This is a genomic window from Nostoc sp. (genome assembly GCF_036917455.1).
GTDB lineage: Bacteria > Cyanobacteriota > Cyanobacteriia > Cyanobacteriales > Nostocaceae > Nostoc.
Genome location: NZ_JBALDK010000138.1, coordinates 1 through 17,673 on the forward strand (window position 1 = coordinate 1; position 17,673 = coordinate 17,673).

At 40.8% G+C, this 17,673-nt stretch carries 14 protein-coding genes; 4 read left to right on the forward strand and 10 right to left on the reverse strand.

Features of this window, described 5'->3' with window-relative positions:
- Positions 1–1,456: 1,456 nt before the first annotated feature.
- The gene (locus tag V7K42_RS14020; RefSeq protein ID WP_334917087.1) at positions 1,457–4,495 is read left to right on the forward strand and encodes a PA14 domain-containing protein; all 3,039 of its coding nucleotides are present in this window, start codon (positions 1,457–1,459) and stop codon (positions 4,493–4,495) included.
- 46 nt (positions 4,496–4,541) lie between these two features.
- On the opposite strand, the gene V7K42_RS14025 is transcribed toward V7K42_RS14020, so the two are convergent.
- The 4 genes from V7K42_RS14025 to V7K42_RS14040 all read right to left on the reverse strand — a co-directional run bounded on the left by V7K42_RS14025 (position 4,542) and on the right by V7K42_RS14040 (position 8,846).
- Entirely contained in the window at positions 4,542–6,092 is a 1,551-nt protein-coding gene (locus V7K42_RS14025) for a mercuric reductase (protein ID WP_334917089.1), read from the reverse strand.
- Between the two features lie 264 nt (positions 6,093–6,356).
- Positions 6,357–7,130: a TVP38/TMEM64 family protein gene (locus tag V7K42_RS14030; protein WP_334917091.1), complete on the reverse strand. Its 774-nt coding sequence runs from the start codon at positions 7,128–7,130 to the stop codon at positions 6,357–6,359.
- Positions 7,099–7,857, reverse strand: coding sequence for a TVP38/TMEM64 family protein (locus V7K42_RS14035; protein WP_334917093.1), 759 nt, complete (start codon positions 7,855–7,857; stop codon positions 7,099–7,101). The genes V7K42_RS14030 and V7K42_RS14035 overlap by 32 nt, the downstream gene beginning before the upstream one ends.
- A gap of 263 nt (positions 7,858–8,120) precedes the next feature.
- Entirely contained in the window at positions 8,121–8,846 is a 726-nt protein-coding gene (locus V7K42_RS14040; protein WP_334917094.1) for a TIGR04283 family arsenosugar biosynthesis glycosyltransferase, read from the reverse strand.
- A gap of 1,077 nt (positions 8,847–9,923) precedes the next feature.
- On the opposite strand from V7K42_RS14040, the gene V7K42_RS14045 reads away from it, so the two are divergent.
- The gene (locus tag V7K42_RS14045) at positions 9,924–11,078 is read left to right on the forward strand and encodes a pyridoxal-phosphate-dependent aminotransferase family protein (protein WP_334917096.1); all 1,155 of its coding nucleotides are present in this window, start codon (positions 9,924–9,926) and stop codon (positions 11,076–11,078) included.
- Positions 11,079–11,441: 363 nt separating this feature from the next.
- On the opposite strand, the gene V7K42_RS14050 is transcribed toward V7K42_RS14045, so the two are convergent.
- The 5 genes from V7K42_RS14050 to V7K42_RS14070 form a co-directional block, all read right to left on the reverse strand.
- Entirely contained in the window at positions 11,442–11,669 is a 228-nt protein-coding gene (locus V7K42_RS14050; RefSeq protein ID WP_334829759.1) for a DUF2949 domain-containing protein, read from the reverse strand.
- Between the two features lie 515 nt (positions 11,670–12,184).
- Positions 12,185–12,691, reverse strand: coding sequence for a DUF192 domain-containing protein (locus tag V7K42_RS14055; RefSeq protein ID WP_334917098.1), 507 nt, complete (start codon positions 12,689–12,691; stop codon positions 12,185–12,187).
- A gap of 250 nt (positions 12,692–12,941) precedes the next feature.
- Positions 12,942–13,628, reverse strand: coding sequence for a response regulator transcription factor NblR (nblR, locus tag V7K42_RS14060; protein WP_094330901.1), 687 nt, complete (start codon positions 13,626–13,628; stop codon positions 12,942–12,944).
- 310 nt (positions 13,629–13,938) lie between these two features.
- Positions 13,939–14,856 (reverse strand): NAD(+) kinase, encoded by a 918-nt coding sequence (locus V7K42_RS14065; protein WP_334917100.1) that lies wholly within the window; start codon positions 14,854–14,856, stop codon positions 13,939–13,941.
- 130 nt (positions 14,857–14,986) lie between these two features.
- Complete coding sequence (locus V7K42_RS14070; protein WP_334917102.1) at positions 14,987–15,985, reverse strand: SDR family oxidoreductase; 999 nt, start codon at positions 15,983–15,985, stop codon at positions 14,987–14,989.
- Positions 15,986–16,039: 54 nt separating this feature from the next.
- On the opposite strand from V7K42_RS14070, the gene V7K42_RS14075 reads away from it, so the two are divergent.
- Entirely contained in the window at positions 16,040–16,234 is a 195-nt protein-coding gene (locus V7K42_RS14075) for a hypothetical protein (RefSeq protein WP_334917104.1), read from the forward strand.
- Between the two features lie 19 nt (positions 16,235–16,253).
- On the opposite strand, the gene petM is transcribed toward V7K42_RS14075, so the two are convergent.
- Positions 16,254–16,358 (reverse strand): cytochrome b6-f complex subunit PetM, encoded by a 105-nt coding sequence (gene petM, locus V7K42_RS14080; protein WP_094344256.1) that lies wholly within the window; start codon positions 16,356–16,358, stop codon positions 16,254–16,256.
- 208 nt (positions 16,359–16,566) lie between these two features.
- Here petM and pdxA point away from each other — a divergent pair, with 208 nt between their 5' ends.
- Positions 16,567–17,673, forward strand: coding sequence for a 4-hydroxythreonine-4-phosphate dehydrogenase PdxA (gene pdxA / locus V7K42_RS14085; protein WP_334917106.1), 1,107 nt, complete (start codon positions 16,567–16,569; stop codon positions 17,671–17,673).

Here is a 17,673-nt window from a genome sequence, read left to right on the forward strand (position 1 = left end):
AATATAAATTACATCATTAATAGTAATAATACTTACTATACCTATTTTATATCTACCACAGATACAGCCAGAAAATCATATCTTTGGCTTCATCTTGCAACTTCTTCTTAGTCTATATAAGTGTGGATAAACACCATATTACGGGTCATAATTTCGCCAATATTTTACTCAGGCTGGGATGTAGACTAACTCCTGCAACCATATCAATCCCTATTAAATGCCTCTCCGCATCAGTGACATAAAGATAATAAATTATCTCACTGGGATTAGCTAAATTGTGAATTCGCTCTAGGATTTGAGATACTGTAAAGTTTTCTTTCAAGGAAATTAACTCTAGCGTCATGATTCGCCCAACAGTATCAGCTTAATAACCCAATATTAGGGTTATAGCTTGGCATTCTGCTGAACTCCGTTGTTTTAAGGGATGATTGACGATTTATGGCCAGTAATTCATCAAATAACCTAGCTAGTGCTTATCGTAAGTAACTTGGCGGGAATAAATCAACTTATGTTAAGAAAGATAAACATGCTTAAAACCTGATTAATGACTGACGACAAAGGATAAATGACAGTTTTTCCCAGTTAGCTTTAATTGCGCCGATCTACTTAGCAAATATATAAATTGATAGTCAATATCAAGCATAGATAAATAACACTTTTTCAAATCTTTAAATATTAAAACTTTTCTTTATAGAATTTTCATGTAATTAATAACTATGCAACCAAAAAACATGAGATCATCCAGTGTGTTGGTAATTTTTATTTAAAAATCATCAAAACTTTGATCTTCCTTTAAAAAAGGATAGAGCAATGTGAATATTTAAACAAAGTTCCACAAAAAAGATAGACATAACACGGTGTTCTGGTGTCAAATGTGTAATTGATTAATCATAGAACAATACGTAAAAATAGATATGTCAAATTACGCTTTTTATTACTTAAGTATGTATATTCTGTAATCGGGTATTCCTTTGCCTCAACTTTATGCATTAGCACAAAGGTGAGATTAGAAGCTCTCAAGAGAGGTAATTTATGATTTTTTAAATTCACCAAACGGAATTTACATACATCAAAAATTCAGAAATTTCTTGAAAGAAGATAAAGATTCATAAGGACTAATATGCCCTTAAAGTAGTCTCTAGCGCTTCTTGCTCATAAGTGTTTTTCTATATACATGCTTTTAAAGAAGATATAGCAACGTATATAGCCTCATATTGTTTTATTTGCATTGATACAAATAGGCAGTAAAGGAGCATAAATATAAATAATTTGTATTAGCAACTGAGGGAAATAGTGTTGAAATTAATAAATATATTAATAGGCAAATAAGGCTCCGCTTATCAATATGTTTAAGTTCAAATCATTCTGCATTTTTTTGAAACCATTCAACATAAAACTAATCTACAAGCATTGATTGTGGAATTAGTTTTAGTACTATTGTGAGGCATATATCTCAATGAGTGATTCACAGGTTCTTAATCAACCGTTGTCAGTAGCTGCAAGTTCAACAGTTACTCCATCAGCTCTACAAACCATCGATCCAACACAATCCAGTATTGCTCGGGCTAGCGCCACTGCGCTCTCTCAGGGAAATGGACTGAAAGCAGAGTACTACGATAATATCGACTTTACAAACCTGAAGGTAACTCGCATAGATCCGACGGTAAACTTTAACTGGGGCGGGGGTTCTCCAGATCCTTCCATAGGTGCAGATACCTTCTCAGCCCGTTGGACAGGTCAAGTAGAAGCCAAGTATAGCGAGACTTACAACTTTTACACCACTGCTGATGATGGTGTACGACTGTCAGTGAATGGTCAGCAAATCATCAATAAGTTTGTCGATCAATCTGCCACAGAATCAAGTGGCTCGATCGCACTAGTTGCTGGTCAAAAGTACGATATTAAACTCGAATACTACGAAAATCAATACAGTGCTGTTTCCCAGCTGTCTTGGTCAAGCAATTCTCAGACAAAGCAAATCATTCCTCAGTCACAACTGTATAGTAATCTCAACGCACCTGGTAATGGCAACGGACTACAAGCCCAGTATTACGACAACGCCGACTTTACCAACCTGAAGGTAACTCGCACAGATCCGACGGTAAACTTTAACTGGGGCGCTGGTTCTCCAGATCCGTCTATCGGTGTCGATACCTTCTCAGCCCGTTGGACAGGTCAGGTGCAAGCCAAGTACAACGAGACTTACAACTTCTATACCACTAGTGATGATGGTGTGCGACTGTGGGTAAATAATCAACTACTCATCAATAAGTTTGTCGATCAATCTGCCACAGAATACAGTGGCTCGATCGCATTAGTTGCAGGTCAGAAGTATGATATCAAACTCGAATACTACGACAATCAATATAGTGCCGTTTCGCAACTATCTTGGTCAAGCAATTCTCAGACAAAGCAAATCATTCCTCAATCTCAACTGTATTCGCCGGAATCTCCAACCACCATCACATTAGGATCGGCTTCCACGACTGTAAACGAAGGTGCTGGTAATGCCATCATCACATTACTGAGGACAGGTGATCTAAGTGGCACATCTTCAATTAAGTATGCCACCTTCTCTGGGACTGCCACAGCAGGAGTTGACTACGGAAGTGAAGGCACTGAAAGCGGTGGAACAGTTATTTTTGCACCAGGACAAAGCAGCAGACAGGTAGCTATTCCCATCAATGACGATTCTTTAATAGAAGCAGATGAAACGTTTAATTTTGTTATTGAGCAGCCAGATGGGGCAGCACTAGGACTCCAAAGAACTCTCCAAATTACGATTCAAGATAACGATCGCTCTGGCATCGATTTCAGTCAGCCAGTAGTTAATGAGGGTGATGGTACTGCTACGGTTACAGCTACACGCGGTAACGCTATCGGAGCTGCTAGTGTGAACTACGTAACTATGGATGGAACTGCGAAAGCGGGATCTGACTACCAGACTGTATCTGGAACCTTGTCTTTTGCAGCAGGACAAGTCAGCAACACAATTGTTATCCCTATAATTAATGACAATGTTGCGGAATCAAATGAAGCATTTACTTTGAAGTTTAGTAACGCAGTTGGAGTCCAACTAACTAATCAACAGACAACTATCACTATTCTTGATGATGACTCTGGTAAGTTTGCTATAGATTCGGTAGCTTCTGGTTTGACTCAACCCACAGCTTTTGACTGGACATCTGACGGTAATACCATGTTCATTGCCCAGAAAGATGGGGTAGTGCGAATAATGAAAAACGGCAGTTTATTAGCAACACCATTTATCGATATTTCTGACGAGGTAAGTGATGTTAACGATCGCGGTTTGTTAAGCATTGCCGTACACCCAGATTTTGGCAAAAATCCAAACGGTAACAACTACGTTTACCTGTTGTATAGTTACGATCCACCAGAAACCGATCCAAAAAACCCTAAGAACAACCCCAATACCACATTGGACGATCGCGACAAGAGAGCGAATCGGACTGGAAGGCTAACTCGCGTCACAGCCGATCCCAACACTAATTACACTACTGCCATTGCTGGCAGCGAAGTTGTGCTGATAGGCACAAATGGCACTTGGGATAATATCAGCCACCCAGATGGAGACAGCACAGATGTCACACTTGGCTACGCACCATCAGGAATTATCAACAAAGATACTGGTAAGATGTTCACCAGCTTGCAAGATTATCTCAATAATCTTGATAAAGTCCAAAATATCCAGAATTTTGTCGCCAACGATAGCGCCTCTCACTCAGTTGGTACTGTAAAGTTTGGTACTGATGGTTCTCTGTTTGTTAGCTTCGGAGATGGCACTTCTTACAATGGCATAGATCCGCGAGCAATTCGCGTCCAGGATATCGATAATCTGTCCGGTAAGCTTTTGCATATTGATGCGATTACAGGTCAAGGTTTATCAAGTAATCCTTTCTACAATGGCGATCCCAATAGCAATCGTTCCAAGGTCTATGACTTTGGTCTGCGTAACCCCTTCCGGTTCACAATTGATAAGAACACTAATACCCCCTATATTGGTGATGTTGGCTTCAGTACTTACGAAGAGGTGAATATCGGAAAACCAGGACAAAACTTTGGCTGGCCATTCTATGAAGGTGGTCTTGATGCCAATGGCAATATTGTCAGTCTGAAACAACCAAAATATGCTGTCCTAGATGCGGCGCAAGATTTTTATAATAGTGGCAAAGCAGTTACAGCGCCAGCTTACACCTACAAGCATTTTTCTTCCAATTCGATTATTGTGGGTGACTTTTACACAGGTAGTACTTTCCCCTCAATCTATCAAGGATCTTTATTCGTTGGTGATTTCAGTCAAGGAACTATCGATGCTTTGAAATTCGATAGTAGCGGCAAAGTTGTCTCAGTTAATCGGTTTGCGACCCTGACGGCAGACCAAGGAGTATTTACACAAATTACCACTGGACAAGATGGTAATCTGTATTTTTCAAACTTCGTCACAGGCGAGATCGATCGCTTCCGATTTGTTTAGAGATGACATATCAGCGAATAGTTATGTAACTATTCGCTGATTTTGCTCAAGATAACTTTGTCAGAAATCCCAATAGTTTTTTGGTATTTGATGTTAAGAGTGTGCGGCGATAAGCATCAGCCGCCTTTTTTATAGCTTCGGCTTGAGTGGGATAAGGATGAATCACACTGCTTAATTTACTCAAGCCGATTTTATTCACCATTGCTGTAGTTATTTCTGAGATCGTTTCACCCGCATGACTGGCGACAATAGTTGCACCGATAATTTCATCAGACCCCTTTTTATGGTGGATTTTGAGAAATCCTGATTCTTCACCATCTGCGATCGCTCGGTCTACACTATTAAAAGGTATCTTGATTGTCGTCACTTCAATACCTAATTTCTGCGCCTCGTGTTCGTAGATGCCTACGTGGGCAATCTCTGGATCGGTATAAGTTACCCACGGCATCACTAGATTACTGAGTTTCGAGCGCCCTAAACCAAAGGGAGAAAACAGCGTATTTTTAATTACAATCCGCGCCGCCGCATCAGCAGCATGGGTAAATTTCCAGTTCATGCAGATATCGCCAGCCGCATAAATTTTGGGATTGGTCGTCTGGAGGTAATCATTTACCTTTACACCTTGGCGCTTGTCGTATTTCACCCCCACTGATTCTAAATTTAAACCTTCCACATTTGGCGATCGCCCTGCACCGACTAAAATTTCATCTACTGTCACCGAATCTCGATGACCATTGGAGGAAAAGTAAAGCCGTTTCCCCTGAGTAACAGTTACCACTTCTTCTAATTTGGAATTCAAAACCACGCGAATTCCTTCGCTAATTAAAACCTTTTGCAGAATTTCAGCAGCTTCAGCGTCTTCTTTATTCAACAGATGAGAACCGCTATGGAAAAGTACCACCTCAGAACCCAAGCGCCGGAAAGCTTGCGCTAATTCGCAACCAATGGGGCCGCCACCAATCACCGCCAAACGTTCCGGTCGTTGAATTAGGGAAAAAACCGTCTCATTAGTTAGATAACCCGCCTTTTCAATTCCCGGAATCGACAGTTGTGCGGCTCTTGCGCCAGTAGCAATTACAGCTTTTTTAAACCGGAGGGTTTGGTCGCCAACTTCCACGGTATTTTTACTTGCAAATCGACCGCTACCTAAAAAGACATCGACACCTAACTTTTGAAACCGCTCCGCCGAGTCATTATGACTAATATCAGCCCTTACCCGCCGCATCCTGGCCATGACTTTGGGAAAATCAACATCAATATTATGTTGGGGAATATTAACTCCCAATTCTTTAGCATCCCAGATTTCGCCAACGACGCGGGCAGACCGAATAATAGTTTTAGATGGTACGCAACCAACATTTAAGCAATCTCCACCCATGAGATGCTTTTCTATTAACGCCACTTTTAAACCCAAATCCAAACCCGCAGCCCCCGCAGCTACCACTAATCCGGCCGTACCAGCCCCAATTACTACCAAATCGTAAATATCTGCCGGTTGAGGATTAACCCAATTTGGCGGATGGACGTAAGACACTAACTTTTGGTTATACTCATCCGTTGGGCGAACCGTGACTCTCTCTAAATCTGAATTGGTCATTAGTTAAACCTCTTCTAAGAATTGTAAATACTAAAGTCAACTGCCTTTTGGGGAATTCAAAATTAGGAATCCCGATAAATTAAGGCGGCTCAGTCTTTTATTTTTTATGCTTGTTTAATAAGGAATACAGCCTTTGAATTATTTTGTCCGTTTGGGAATTGACAGATTCGATTGAAGCTTTCCTGTATAAACCTTTTAACAATCGATAATTTACAGCAATTTGCTGTTGAACAGACCACAGTGGGGTAGCACAATTATGCTGTCCTACAATTCCTCTTCTAAAGCTTTGCGTGCAATTCGGGTGACATAAACTGTAACGGCGACTGTCGCAATTAAACCCAAAATCCGAATTACCCATTGTAAAGTTGGGTTGCTAGGTTGAGCTTCAGTACCAATCATGGCTAGATTACCTGCAAGGGAACCTATATAAACGTACATAATAGTTCCGGGAATCATCCCTATAGAGCCGATGAAGTAATCTTTAAGTGATACTCCCGTGATGCCAAAGGTATAATTTAATAAATTGAAAGGAAATATGGGTGAGAGTCGCGTTAACAGGACAATTTTTAATCCTTCTCCACCAACTGCTTGGTCAATGGCGGCAAATTTTTTGTTATCTGCAATTTTACCAGCGACCCAGCCCCTTGCTAAATAACGTCCCACAAGGAAAGCAGCAGTAGCGCCAAGGGTCGCACCGATAAATACGTAGAGAGAACCCCAAATTGCACCAAAAATTACACCTGCTCCCAATGTGAGAATAGAACCTGGGAAAAAAGCGACGGTAGCGATAATATAAATGGCAATAAAAGCTATAGCTCCCAACGCACCCAAGCTATCAATCCACTGTAAGGCTTCGCGTAAAATAGCTTGGGGATTAAAAGAATTTGGATTTAGAGATTCTTGTGCAGAAGCCGAGTCTGTATTTAATAAAAAAGCGCTTACCAATATCAATAATATTAATGTACTTAGACTAAAAAATTTTTGCAAGTGTTTAAAATCAATACTTTTAAATATCTGAATGATTGTTAGTTTTGTCATGAATTGTTATTTCTTGGATTGCTACACTTTGAGCTAATGCTTTTTGAGCAACTTTTGTGATATATACAGTTACGGCAACAGTAGCAATTAACCCAACTACTCGCATTACCCATTGCCAAACTTGAGTTTCTAGAGTATTTGGTTGATGAGTCGTGTTAATCATGGCAAGATTACCAGCTAAAGAACCAATATAAACGTACATTACAGTACCGGGAATAATACCAAAGGAACCTAATATATAGTCTTTCAGAGAAACTTGTGTTACTCCAAAAGCGTAATTCAATAAATTGAAAGGAAAAACGGGAGAGAGACGAGTTAGCAAGACAATTTTCCATCCTTCTTTAGCAACTGCTAAATCAATCGCTTTAAATTTAGGATGTTTGTCCATTTGTCGAGAAACCCAATCTCGCGAAAGGTAGCGGCCAACGATAAAAGCCAAGGTTGCTCCAAGCATTGCAGCAATTAGCACATATATTGACCCCCAAAATACTCCAAACAGAAAACCACTTTGGAGCGTTAAGAGGGAACCTGGTATAAACAGTAATGTTGCTAAGTTGTAAATGACTATGTAAGCGATAGGCCCTAAAATCCCAAGACTCTCAACCCAAATGACTGAGGTCTGTAGAAGTCCCTGAATGTTCAACTGTTTAGCGACAATTATTAGAGTGAGAATTAGGCAACTTAGGAGTAGCAGTTTAAGTTTGGAAGCTAATAAACGCTTCTTCATTTTTATAAATTTGACCTTCTGAGGCTCAATGTTGACCTTCTGAAGCTCAATGTTGACCTTCTGAAGCTCAATGTTGACCTTCTGAGGCTCAATGTTGACCTTCTGAAGCTCGACGTTGACCTTCTGAAGCTCAATGTTGACCTTCTGAGGCTCGACGTTGACCTTCTGAGGCTCGACGTTGACCTTCTGAGGCTCGACGTTGACCTTCTGAAGCTCAAGTTTAAAACCTACACCTCCAATCCAATGCCTCTAAGATATACTACCTACATGAGAAACAGTTTAATTCCCTTAAATTTTTCTCGGCGATACCAGCTACGAATTCGCTCAGGTGAAACGCCGAGTAGATAAGCAATAATGACTAATTGATTAAGTAGTGTAGTTTTGAATACTCCCTTTTGCAACCATCTACGCGCTGAAGTAAGAACTGGTGTAGGGATAATTACAATGCGTCCGATGCGTTTTAACCGACGGATGAGTTCAAAATCTTCCATGATAGGCAATTCAGGAAAACCACCAATTTGCTGAAATGATTCCTTAGTTAAAAAAATTGCTTGGTCGCCGTAGGGCATTTGGCAAAAATGCGATCGCCACTTTACACCCAACTCCACCCACCTTAAACTCAAAAGTGGGGCATCAATCCGCAAATTAAATGCACCAGCTACAGTCCCAGGCTGTTGTAGCGCTGTGCAAATCATCTCATCAAACCCAGTCGGTAAACGGGTATCTGCATGGAGAAATAGCAGAATCTCACCGACAGACGCTACAGCACCCGCGTTCATTTGCACAGCACGACCGGGAGATGATGAGATAACTTTGACACCTAATGACTGAGCGATCGCTACAGTATCATCTTGAGAGCCACCATCTACTAAAATGACTTCTATATTTAGACGACTTTGAGTAGTAGCAATTGTTTCTTTAATATTCCTCGCTTCATTAATAGCCGCAATGATAATAGAAATTTTGGCAGCATCAATATTCTGACTCATGATTGCTGAGTTTTCTTTTCCAGTTGGTTAGAAAATAAAGACTCTACCCTTCTTTGTGGCTTCAATGTAAATAATAGTGCCATCTTCTAATTTATACACGAAAAAGCGCTTGAGAGTTTTGCTCACTCAAGCGCTTCTCCGTAAAAGCTTATACCAACTCACTCGTTTGATGCAACATTTGAAATCTACAACACCCCCTGAACGGGGAGCATTGCGGGGATAACTTGTGACAAACATCTGGTGAAATGGTATCACTCCTTGCACTAACTAAGAATATCTCTTTTACGAGAAAACAAGGGATCTGGTGAGTGACAGTTTATAAACTGAACACTAGTTAAAAACGACTCACCATGAATAGTAACTAATAAAACTAAGCACAAATGTAGCAAGTTTCTAAGTGTAGTATAAAAACGGATAGTTGATTAGCTATCATCTACCACTGGGTACGATTTCAAAATGTACAGCAATTAGTAGCATAGATATCTCAAATTTGGTGGCAAATGAAGGGTAAATTATCAGTTAAAAATCATCATTCAGTAAGCTATAAATGGCTTGGATATTGATATAAAAGCGATTTAGACGGAAATAAATCATCAACTCCTCAATAGATAGAGGTATTCCTTAGAGAATCGCAATTCAAGAATCAATCCTCCACGAAAGCAGATTGAAAAGTTTATGTTTGGTATCTTTTATATCTTCACAAACGGCGACATCCAACTCTTCCGCATAGTGTAGGCGGTTACTTCCTTCGTTGAAGCAAAACATAGCTTTTTCACCGACGATTCCCGCTAGTCTCCAATCGGCACTCACTTACAACCAAGGTCTTAGCCTGGTGTCTAAGTGTATGGTAAGATTGCCTAGAACAGAGGTTTTATCTAAGTTGGAGTCTCGTATAAATTGCAAAGGTCAAGCTGACCGATGATTAACTCCCACGATACTTTTCCTATGAATTTGGAAAATATACAACAAGACTGATGGTCATCTGAGTGTAATTTGTAGGTAAATATCTAGAATTCGCTACCAGAATAAACCAACTTCCCACAATTTTGACTTTTATTTGACTTTTAGGATAGACACATGAACGATAAGCTGATGCTAATGATTCCAGGCCCAACCCCGGTGCCAGAAGCTGCCTTACTGGCATTAGCCAAGCATCCGATTGGACACCGTACCAGTGAATTTAGCAACATATTGGCAGAGGTGACAGAAAACCTCAAGTGGTTGCATCAAACTCAAAGTGATGTGCTGACATTAAATGTCAGTGGTACGGGTGCTGTAGAAGCTGGAATAATTAATTTTCTCTCTCCAGGCGATCGCATTTTAGTTGGCTCTAATGGTAAATTTGGCGAACGTTGGGTAGAAGTTGGCCAGGCCTACGGTTTGAATGTAGAAGAAGTTAAGGTGGAATGGGGAAAACCATTAGACCCCGCAGTATTTGCCGAAAAACTCCAAGCAGATACCCAAAAGGAAATTAAAGCTGTAATTATTACTCACAGTGAAACCTCAACGGGTGTGTTGAATGATTTAGAAACCATCAACCGCCACGTCAAAGAACACGGTGAAGCTTTAATTATCGTTGATGCTGTGACTAGCTTGGGTGCGTTCAATCTCCCCGTGGATGCTTGGGGTTTGGATATAGTCGCCTCCGGTTCTCAAAAAGGTTATATGATTCCGCCGGGATTGGGTTTTGTCTCTGTCAGTCCCAAATCTTGGGAAGCTTACAAAACTGCGAAGCTACCGAAATATTATTTGGATTTAGGCAAATATCGCAAAGCCACAGCCAAAAATACAACTCCATTTACTCCCCCAGTAAACTTGATCGTAGCGCTGCACACCACGTTACGAATTATGAAAGAGGAAGGCTTGGAGTCAATATTTGCTCGACACGAACGGCTAAAAAATGCTACCCGCGCCGCCATTCAAGGGTTGAATTTACCCCTGTTCGCAGCAGATAGTTCTGCTAGTCCAGCAATTACAGCTGTAGCACCACAGGGAATTGAATCTGATAAGATTCGGTCATTGATGAAAAAACGCTTTGATATTGCCCTAGCAGGTGGTCAAGACCATTTGAGTAATAAGATTTTCCGTATTGGTCACTTGGGCTTTGTGAGCGATCGCGATATCCTTAGCTGTATCGCATCCTTAGAAGTTACCCTCACAGAACTTGGCTACGAAGACTTTACGCCTGGTTCTGGTATAGCAGCAGCAGTTAAAGTGTTTAGTCAGTCCTAATTAATCCGAACTAAATAAAAAGAGCGAGTTAATAATTTAACTTGCTCTTTTTATTTGTATATAAATGAGTATAAACCGTCAGAGTTAATAAACTTATATATCAATCTTTGTATAGATTAGAGTTGATGTGACATGCTTTAGTTTTCTTAAATTATACCAAGTTGCCCTAGATAATATTATTTGCTTCGGAGATAGTCACACAGCTCCTTTTACACCAGATAATACTAACTTTGGCAACTTAGTATAATCCCAAATTTGCATAATAGATACTATTAAGGCTTGAGATTCCAGTAATAACCGTTTGCTAGAGACTTTTAATCCAAAATCCAAAATCCAAAATCTAAAATCCAAAATTGGCATCATCTATGCCGTCTCCAGCCAATCATAAATTTGTTCTAACTGCTCTAGAGTAATCAAACCATACTGCCAAAGAATCATTGCCAAAGGGCCTGGGTCTTGCTCCCGATGGCGTAGTGCAACCGCCAGCGATGCTGTGGAAATTGCCAAATCTTCTTGCAAAAAATTAATCAGTCGAGAATATTTCGATGGTGACATTTCGATCTCACCTCCTTGTACCGAATGTATTGTCATATATGAGTTCACCATTGCTTGGTAGCTAGTAGCCAGTATTTTATCTGTCACTTTGCCGTTATCGGCTATACACCCCAGCACAGTTTTTGAAATTTGCCTTTAAACCAGGCTTATTATAGAAAGTCTGAGAAATAGAACTTTTCGTACAAATCATCTGCTCGATTCTCAAGCAGCATTTTTACTAAATTAAATTGGCTCCATCTTGTTTGCTTTTGTGCTTTATTTAATGACACATGTAGTAATAAAGATTCCATAGCCTATACTCTCTTATTGGCGACTATTTACACTTGCGCCCAAGGGAATATTTTTGCAACCAAACTTTAAGAGTGCGATTTCAGCTTGGAGACAGTAGAATTTTACATCATTACCACAGTTTTTAAATAGTAGCGTTACAGATGACTTTCTTGCTACAACACGTGACATTTTTTACAAAAAAAACACATACTTCGGTAGTATAGGCTCTGAACAGAGCAATCATCCAAATCTTTATCACCGCAATACAATACAGCTAAGTCTCAATACTGAATTTTGATAGTATCGCCTACTTTCAACTTCAATTCGGCAGCTCTTCCAGAGCGAAGTTCAATTACCTTATCGATTGGTGTATTGGAGCCATAGGTAGGACAACGCTCACTTGCACAAGGGGGTGCAGCAGCCTGAATGTATTTAACTACACCGTCCCGTAAAAATACCATATCCAAGGCTACAGGTACATTCTTCATCCAGAAACTAATTGATTGTGGAGAAGAGAAAGTAAACAGCATCCCTTGGTTATCTGGTAAAGCTGGTCGATACATCAACCCCATCTCTTGCTGTTGTGGTGTCTTCGCCACTTCTAGCTGAATAATTGTTCCATTAGGAACAATGGCTTTAGCAGAAATTGGTAGTTTTTGGCCTAAACTCTCTGGTGCTGGAGTTTGAGAAGCAGGCGTAGGGGTTGGAGGTTTAGCTGTTGTTGGTACAGAACAACCCATCAACAAAACACTCAGCAACATCGAGAGTAAACCTAGCCAACGAGTCATAATTCTTTTTGATTTTGTGATTTAGATTTCAATTTTACAGAATTTAAGCTATAAAACCCACGGCTTTTATTTGTCCGGTAATACACAGCCTTTTTTAGCCTTAATTAACCAGGACTTACGCAAATAATAGTCAAAACCCTTATTAGGTAGGAGCAATTCATGAATTGACCCTACCGCCTGTAGTTTTACGTAAGTTCTATAACTAGACAATGCACTTGAGCAAATTGTCAAAAGTAGGTAAACTTCTGTACTAGGATTCTCTTAAAACGTAACCTACGCCGCGCACTGTCTGAATAAGCCGCTTTTGACCTTCATCTTCAATTTTGAGGCGCAAGTAGCGGATGTACACTTCAATGACATTCGATTCACCCAGAAAGTCATAACCCCAAACATTTTCTAAAATTTGTTCGCGAGTTAATACCTCACGGGGATGTTCCATTAAGAATTTTAATAGTTCAAATTCCTTCATTGTCAAGTCAATTGCCCGTCCCCCGTGGATAGCACGGCGAGTTGCGATGTCTAAAATTAGATCCCCAAAGCGTAATTGCTCCGTGGTATCCACATCAGGTTTTAAGTAGAGGCGAATTAACTTTAAAAAGTCTTCTGAGCGGTAAGGCTTGAGGATGTAATCATCCGCTCCGGCTTCTAGACAAGCTACACGATCGTCAACGGTATCTCTTGCCATTAAAACCAACACAGGCGATCGCATACCAGTGCTTCTCAGATTTTTACACAATGAGAGTCCTGATTCTCCTGCTAGCATCCGATCTAAAACAATTAAAGCAGGTTGGCGATCGCGACAGTATTGCAAACCACTGGTAGCATCATGAGCCAAAATTGATTCATAGCCAGCTTCTTGCAAATCGCAAGAAAGCTGATTTGCTAGGCTCTCATCGGTTTCAATCACCAAAACACAGGGACTTAGAGCAACTGTCATAACAATTTGGGATATTGGATTTGAGATTGTAAAGATATTCCAGAGAAAATCTTTACATCAGTTATAAAGTGCAATTACGAGTTTTTAGTGATGGATCAACCCTGATTTGACATGCTGTTAAGGATGTTTTAGCACGTTCAGGTGTCAGCCATCGATTCTTCGATGCAATCTTAATAACTCACTCCAAATACCTATCCGTACACCAGTGATTCTGGCAGGAAATTAGCAAACGGGGAATGGAGAAATAATTTTCTGTTTGGTCAGTTGTCTCTTTAACAATGCCCAATGCCCAATTCCCCATTCCCAATAACTACGGCAATTCTACCGAAGTTGGTTTGGCGATATGTGGCAAACCCCAACCTAATTTTTCTCGCAAAATTCGGAAAAACTCAGGGGGTTGCAGGCGAATAAATCGGACAGTATATTGCGATCGCTCCATATATACTCTATCTTCTGGAAAGACATAGCACCCTCCATTACCATCTACCACCATCACCAGCCGAGGAATGTTAACTGGGTAAATGTTGACCGATTCAGTATCTGGAAATACTAATGCTCTAGAAGCTAAAGAATGTGGGCAAATAGGTACTAGCTGTAAAACAGGTACGCCAGGAGTCACAACTGGGCCACCAGCACTCAATGAGTAAGCTGTAGAACCAGTAGGGGTAGAAACAATCACACCATCCGCCGCAATATCTACTGGTGCATGACGACCTATGGCAATTTCAAAATGGCACATAGAGGTCAAAGGTTCTCGGTGCAGTACCATTTCATTCAAGCAGAGGGCTTCCCACAGTACTGCATCTCCCCGAAATACTTTGACGGTGAGCATGGCTCGTTCTTCAATTTCATACTCACCTGTCATTGCCTGTTCTAGTGCTTGGGGCAATTGATTCAGGAAAGTTTCTGTCAAAAATCCCATGTGACCGGTATTCACTGTTAATAGTGGAATACCACAGGGGGCTACCTGACGAGACGCTGCTAAAACAGTGCCGTCTCCCCCTAACACCACTGCAAATTCCATATCTGAGTCAAAACCAGGGGGCGTTAGACCGTCAATGGGGGTGTGGCATACAGGGCTATCTGGATTAGAGTAGCCCAATATTCCACCGATACTTGATGTGATACACACATCCCAACCGGCTGCGGTTAGCTTGTCTTTCAACTCGATAGCGACACGACCCGCTATCGGCTTAATGTCATTGTAGATAATGCCTGCTTTCGGCACACTCAAATATCCAAGTTTAGGCGATGCTTTGTATTATGTAATCGTTACACATTTTTGGTCATGTAGTCATTAATCTAGAGTCAAATATCCAGAATGTAGAGTTTCATGACTAATGTCTGTTTTGTAATGACTATTGACTATTGGCTTTTGAAGACTGTTTAAAAGGAGTTTTTTTAGGTTTCTGCTTTTTATTCTTATTTTTCTGGTAGTCTACCTCTTTGAGCTTCTTCATAATTCGGCTGAAGTACTCTTGTAAATAGCTTTCTAGGGTTGTGGTTTGTTGTGGATCTAAACCAAAAACTGTATATACTTCATCCATTGAAGCATTTAGCTGTTTACCACTAGCCAATACTTCTGTAAACGCTAGCCTGTCGGCTACGTTCCATCCCCACTGAAAAGACCGCATTAAGCCCCGCACGGCACGCAGTACGCTTATCGGCATCCGCGTTACCCTGGCATCTTTTCCAGATAAGCGTTCGCACAGGTTGATAATTTCTTCTGCACTCCATGCACGAGTACCAACTACAGGAAAAGCTTGGTTTTCCGTTTCGGACACACTCAATGCACGGATTGCAAACTTAGCAATGTCTTGAGTATCCATATAGGCGATGGGAGAAGAATTACCTGTAACCCAAACTGGCTGTGCTTCCAAAATTGGAATCCCATACTGACCGATTAACCCTTGCATAAAACCAGCTAACCGCAAGATGGTATAATTTAAGCCTGATTCAGCTAAGAATAATTCTGTACATCGCTTAATTTCCATTAGCGGTACTTCTGGATATTTATCGGCATCCAAAATTGAAAAGAAGATAAAACGTTCTACACCTGCTGCAATTGCTGCTTGAATTAATGCTACTTTGCCCTCCCAGTCTACTTGTTTGATACTCAGTGAATCCGTAGGGCGAGATGTAGAGGCATCAATAACTTGGGTTACACCAACTAAAGCTTCCGCTAAGGTATCCGGGTAACGTAAATTTCCTGGTACGAGTTCTGCACCCCATTCTTTAAGAAAAGCTGCTTTTTTGCTACTCCGCACGAGGCAGCGCACTTTATATCCCTCATCGATTGCACGACGAGCCACTTGTCTTCCTAAGGTGCCAGTGGCACCGACGATTAATAATGTCATGAGGTTTGTAATAAATTTTAATGTTTTATGAAAAGAATGTTATCAGAATAACCTATGCAAACAAAAGTTTACATCTTTTCTCAGAAAATCATTTTTTATGGAAAAATTCATGGGAAAATCGCTGTCCGTTTACCGAACGAGCTTTTTTCCCAGTTAGCGAAAAGTATGAATGCCGACTTGGGACGAACAGAACTTTTCAATGAAAAAGGGAGTCGGAAATGGGGAGAATTAAGAACTCCTAACTTCTAACTCCTAATTCAGCACTCAATTACTCTTCTGTGCCTTGAATTTTCAGTAACAAAGCACCTAAGCCCCAGCCCACGAAGATTAAACCGAAGGACAATAGAGCTGCATTCAAAATTTCGCCGCCCATTGGTGTGATTCTCCTTATGCAAATTAGTGTGTGTAAACTAGGTCTAGCAGAAGCTTTTCAAGAGTTGCTGTAGGATTAGACCTGTGTAAATAATTTTAAACTAGTTTAGCAAGTAATCCCTACTGGTTTGGGGGGCAATCCCTACTGGGGAGCGGAGAAGATGGGGAAATGCCGAAAAACTTGATGATAATTATTATGAATAAATTATATGTATCAAAATAACCAAGGTAATTTAGTGAATTTTCGCCAAGATAACCGCCCGCGTTTGGCGTTGACGCTGGGAGATCCGGCTGGGATTGGGCCGGAGGTGATTTTGAAAGCTTTAGCAGAACCGGAAATTAGTAAAAAATATGACGTTACAGTGGTGGGTAACTGGGATTTGCTGACACAGACTTATCACAAATTAAATTTAACTGAGAATTTAGCACCTCTGGCAAATCCAGATGAGTTGTCAGTGATTGATGTGCAGGTGGGTAGGGAAATTAAAGGTCAAATTATCCCAGGAACAGGTAATGCGGCTAGTGGTGCAGCTAGTTTTGGCTATATGGAATATGCGATCGCTCAAACACTCGCTGGTAAATTTGATGGGATAGTCACAGGGCCAATCGCAAAATCTGCTTGGAAAGCCGCAGGGTATAATTATCCAGGGCAAACGGAACTTTTGGCAGAAAAATCAGGTGTTGACTGTTTTGGGATGTTATTTGTAGCGCGATCGCCCCATACTAATTGGACACTCCGCACAATACTAGCCACCACACATATACCTCTACATCAAGTAGCGGATACATTGACACCGCAGTTGTTGACACAAAAACTGGATTTATTGGTGGAGTGTTTGGAGAGTGATTTTGGGATAAGAAATGGGAGAATTGCGATCGCAGGTTTGAATCCCCATAGTGGCGAACAGGGACAACTTGGACGTGAAGAACAAGATTGGTTAATTCCCTGGTTGGAGCAAGAGCGGCGAAAACGACCCCAATTACAGTTAAATGGCCCGATACCACCAGATACAATGTGGGTTAAGCCTGGTCAAGCTTGGTATGGAAATTCTGTAGTACAAAATCCTGCTGATGCTTATTTGGCACTTTATCACGACCAAGGTTTAATTCCTGTGAAGTTGATGGCGTTCGATCGGGCAGTTAATACTTCCATAGGTCTTCCTTTCGTTCGGACTTCACCCGATCATGGAACAGCGTTTGATATTGCAGGTAAGGGAATTGCTGATGCTACGAGTATGAAAGCAGCAATACATTTAGCGGCTGAGTTGGTTAGTCAAAAGTTGGCTAAAAGGAATGTGATGAATGATTCTGTCTAG

Coding starts and splice junctions, on each gene's coding strand:
- V7K42_RS14020 (WP_334917087.1), top strand. CDS start 1,457: ATGAGTGATTCACAGGTTCTTAATCAACCGTTGTCAGTAGCTGCAAGT.
- V7K42_RS14025 (WP_334917089.1), bottom strand. CDS start 6,092: ATGACCAATTCAGATTTAGAGAGAGTCACGGTTCGCCCAACGGATGAG.
- V7K42_RS14030 (WP_334917091.1), bottom strand. CDS start 7,130: ATGACAAAACTAACAATCATTCAGATATTTAAAAGTATTGATTTTAAA.
- V7K42_RS14035 (WP_334917093.1), bottom strand. CDS start 7,857: ATGAAGAAGCGTTTATTAGCTTCCAAACTTAAACTGCTACTCCTAAGT.
- V7K42_RS14040 (WP_334917094.1), bottom strand. CDS start 8,846: ATGAGTCAGAATATTGATGCTGCCAAAATTTCTATTATCATTGCGGCT.
- V7K42_RS14045 (WP_334917096.1), top strand. CDS start 9,924: ATGAACGATAAGCTGATGCTAATGATTCCAGGCCCAACCCCGGTGCCA.
- V7K42_RS14050 (WP_334829759.1), bottom strand. CDS start 11,669: ATGACAATACATTCGGTACAAGGAGGTGAGATCGAAATGTCACCATCG.
- V7K42_RS14055 (WP_334917098.1), bottom strand. CDS start 12,691: ATGACTCGTTGGCTAGGTTTACTCTCGATGTTGCTGAGTGTTTTGTTG.
- nblR (WP_094330901.1), bottom strand. CDS start 13,628: ATGACAGTTGCTCTAAGTCCCTGTGTTTTGGTGATTGAAACCGATGAG.
- V7K42_RS14070 (WP_334917102.1), bottom strand. CDS start 15,985: ATGACATTATTAATCGTCGGTGCCACTGGCACCTTAGGAAGACAAGTG.
- V7K42_RS14075 (WP_334917104.1), top strand. CDS start 16,040: ATGCAAACAAAAGTTTACATCTTTTCTCAGAAAATCATTTTTTATGGA.
- petM (WP_094344256.1), bottom strand. CDS start 16,358: ATGGGCGGCGAAATTTTGAATGCAGCTCTATTGTCCTTCGGTTTAATC.
- pdxA (WP_334917106.1), top strand. CDS start 16,567: ATGTATCAAAATAACCAAGGTAATTTAGTGAATTTTCGCCAAGATAAC.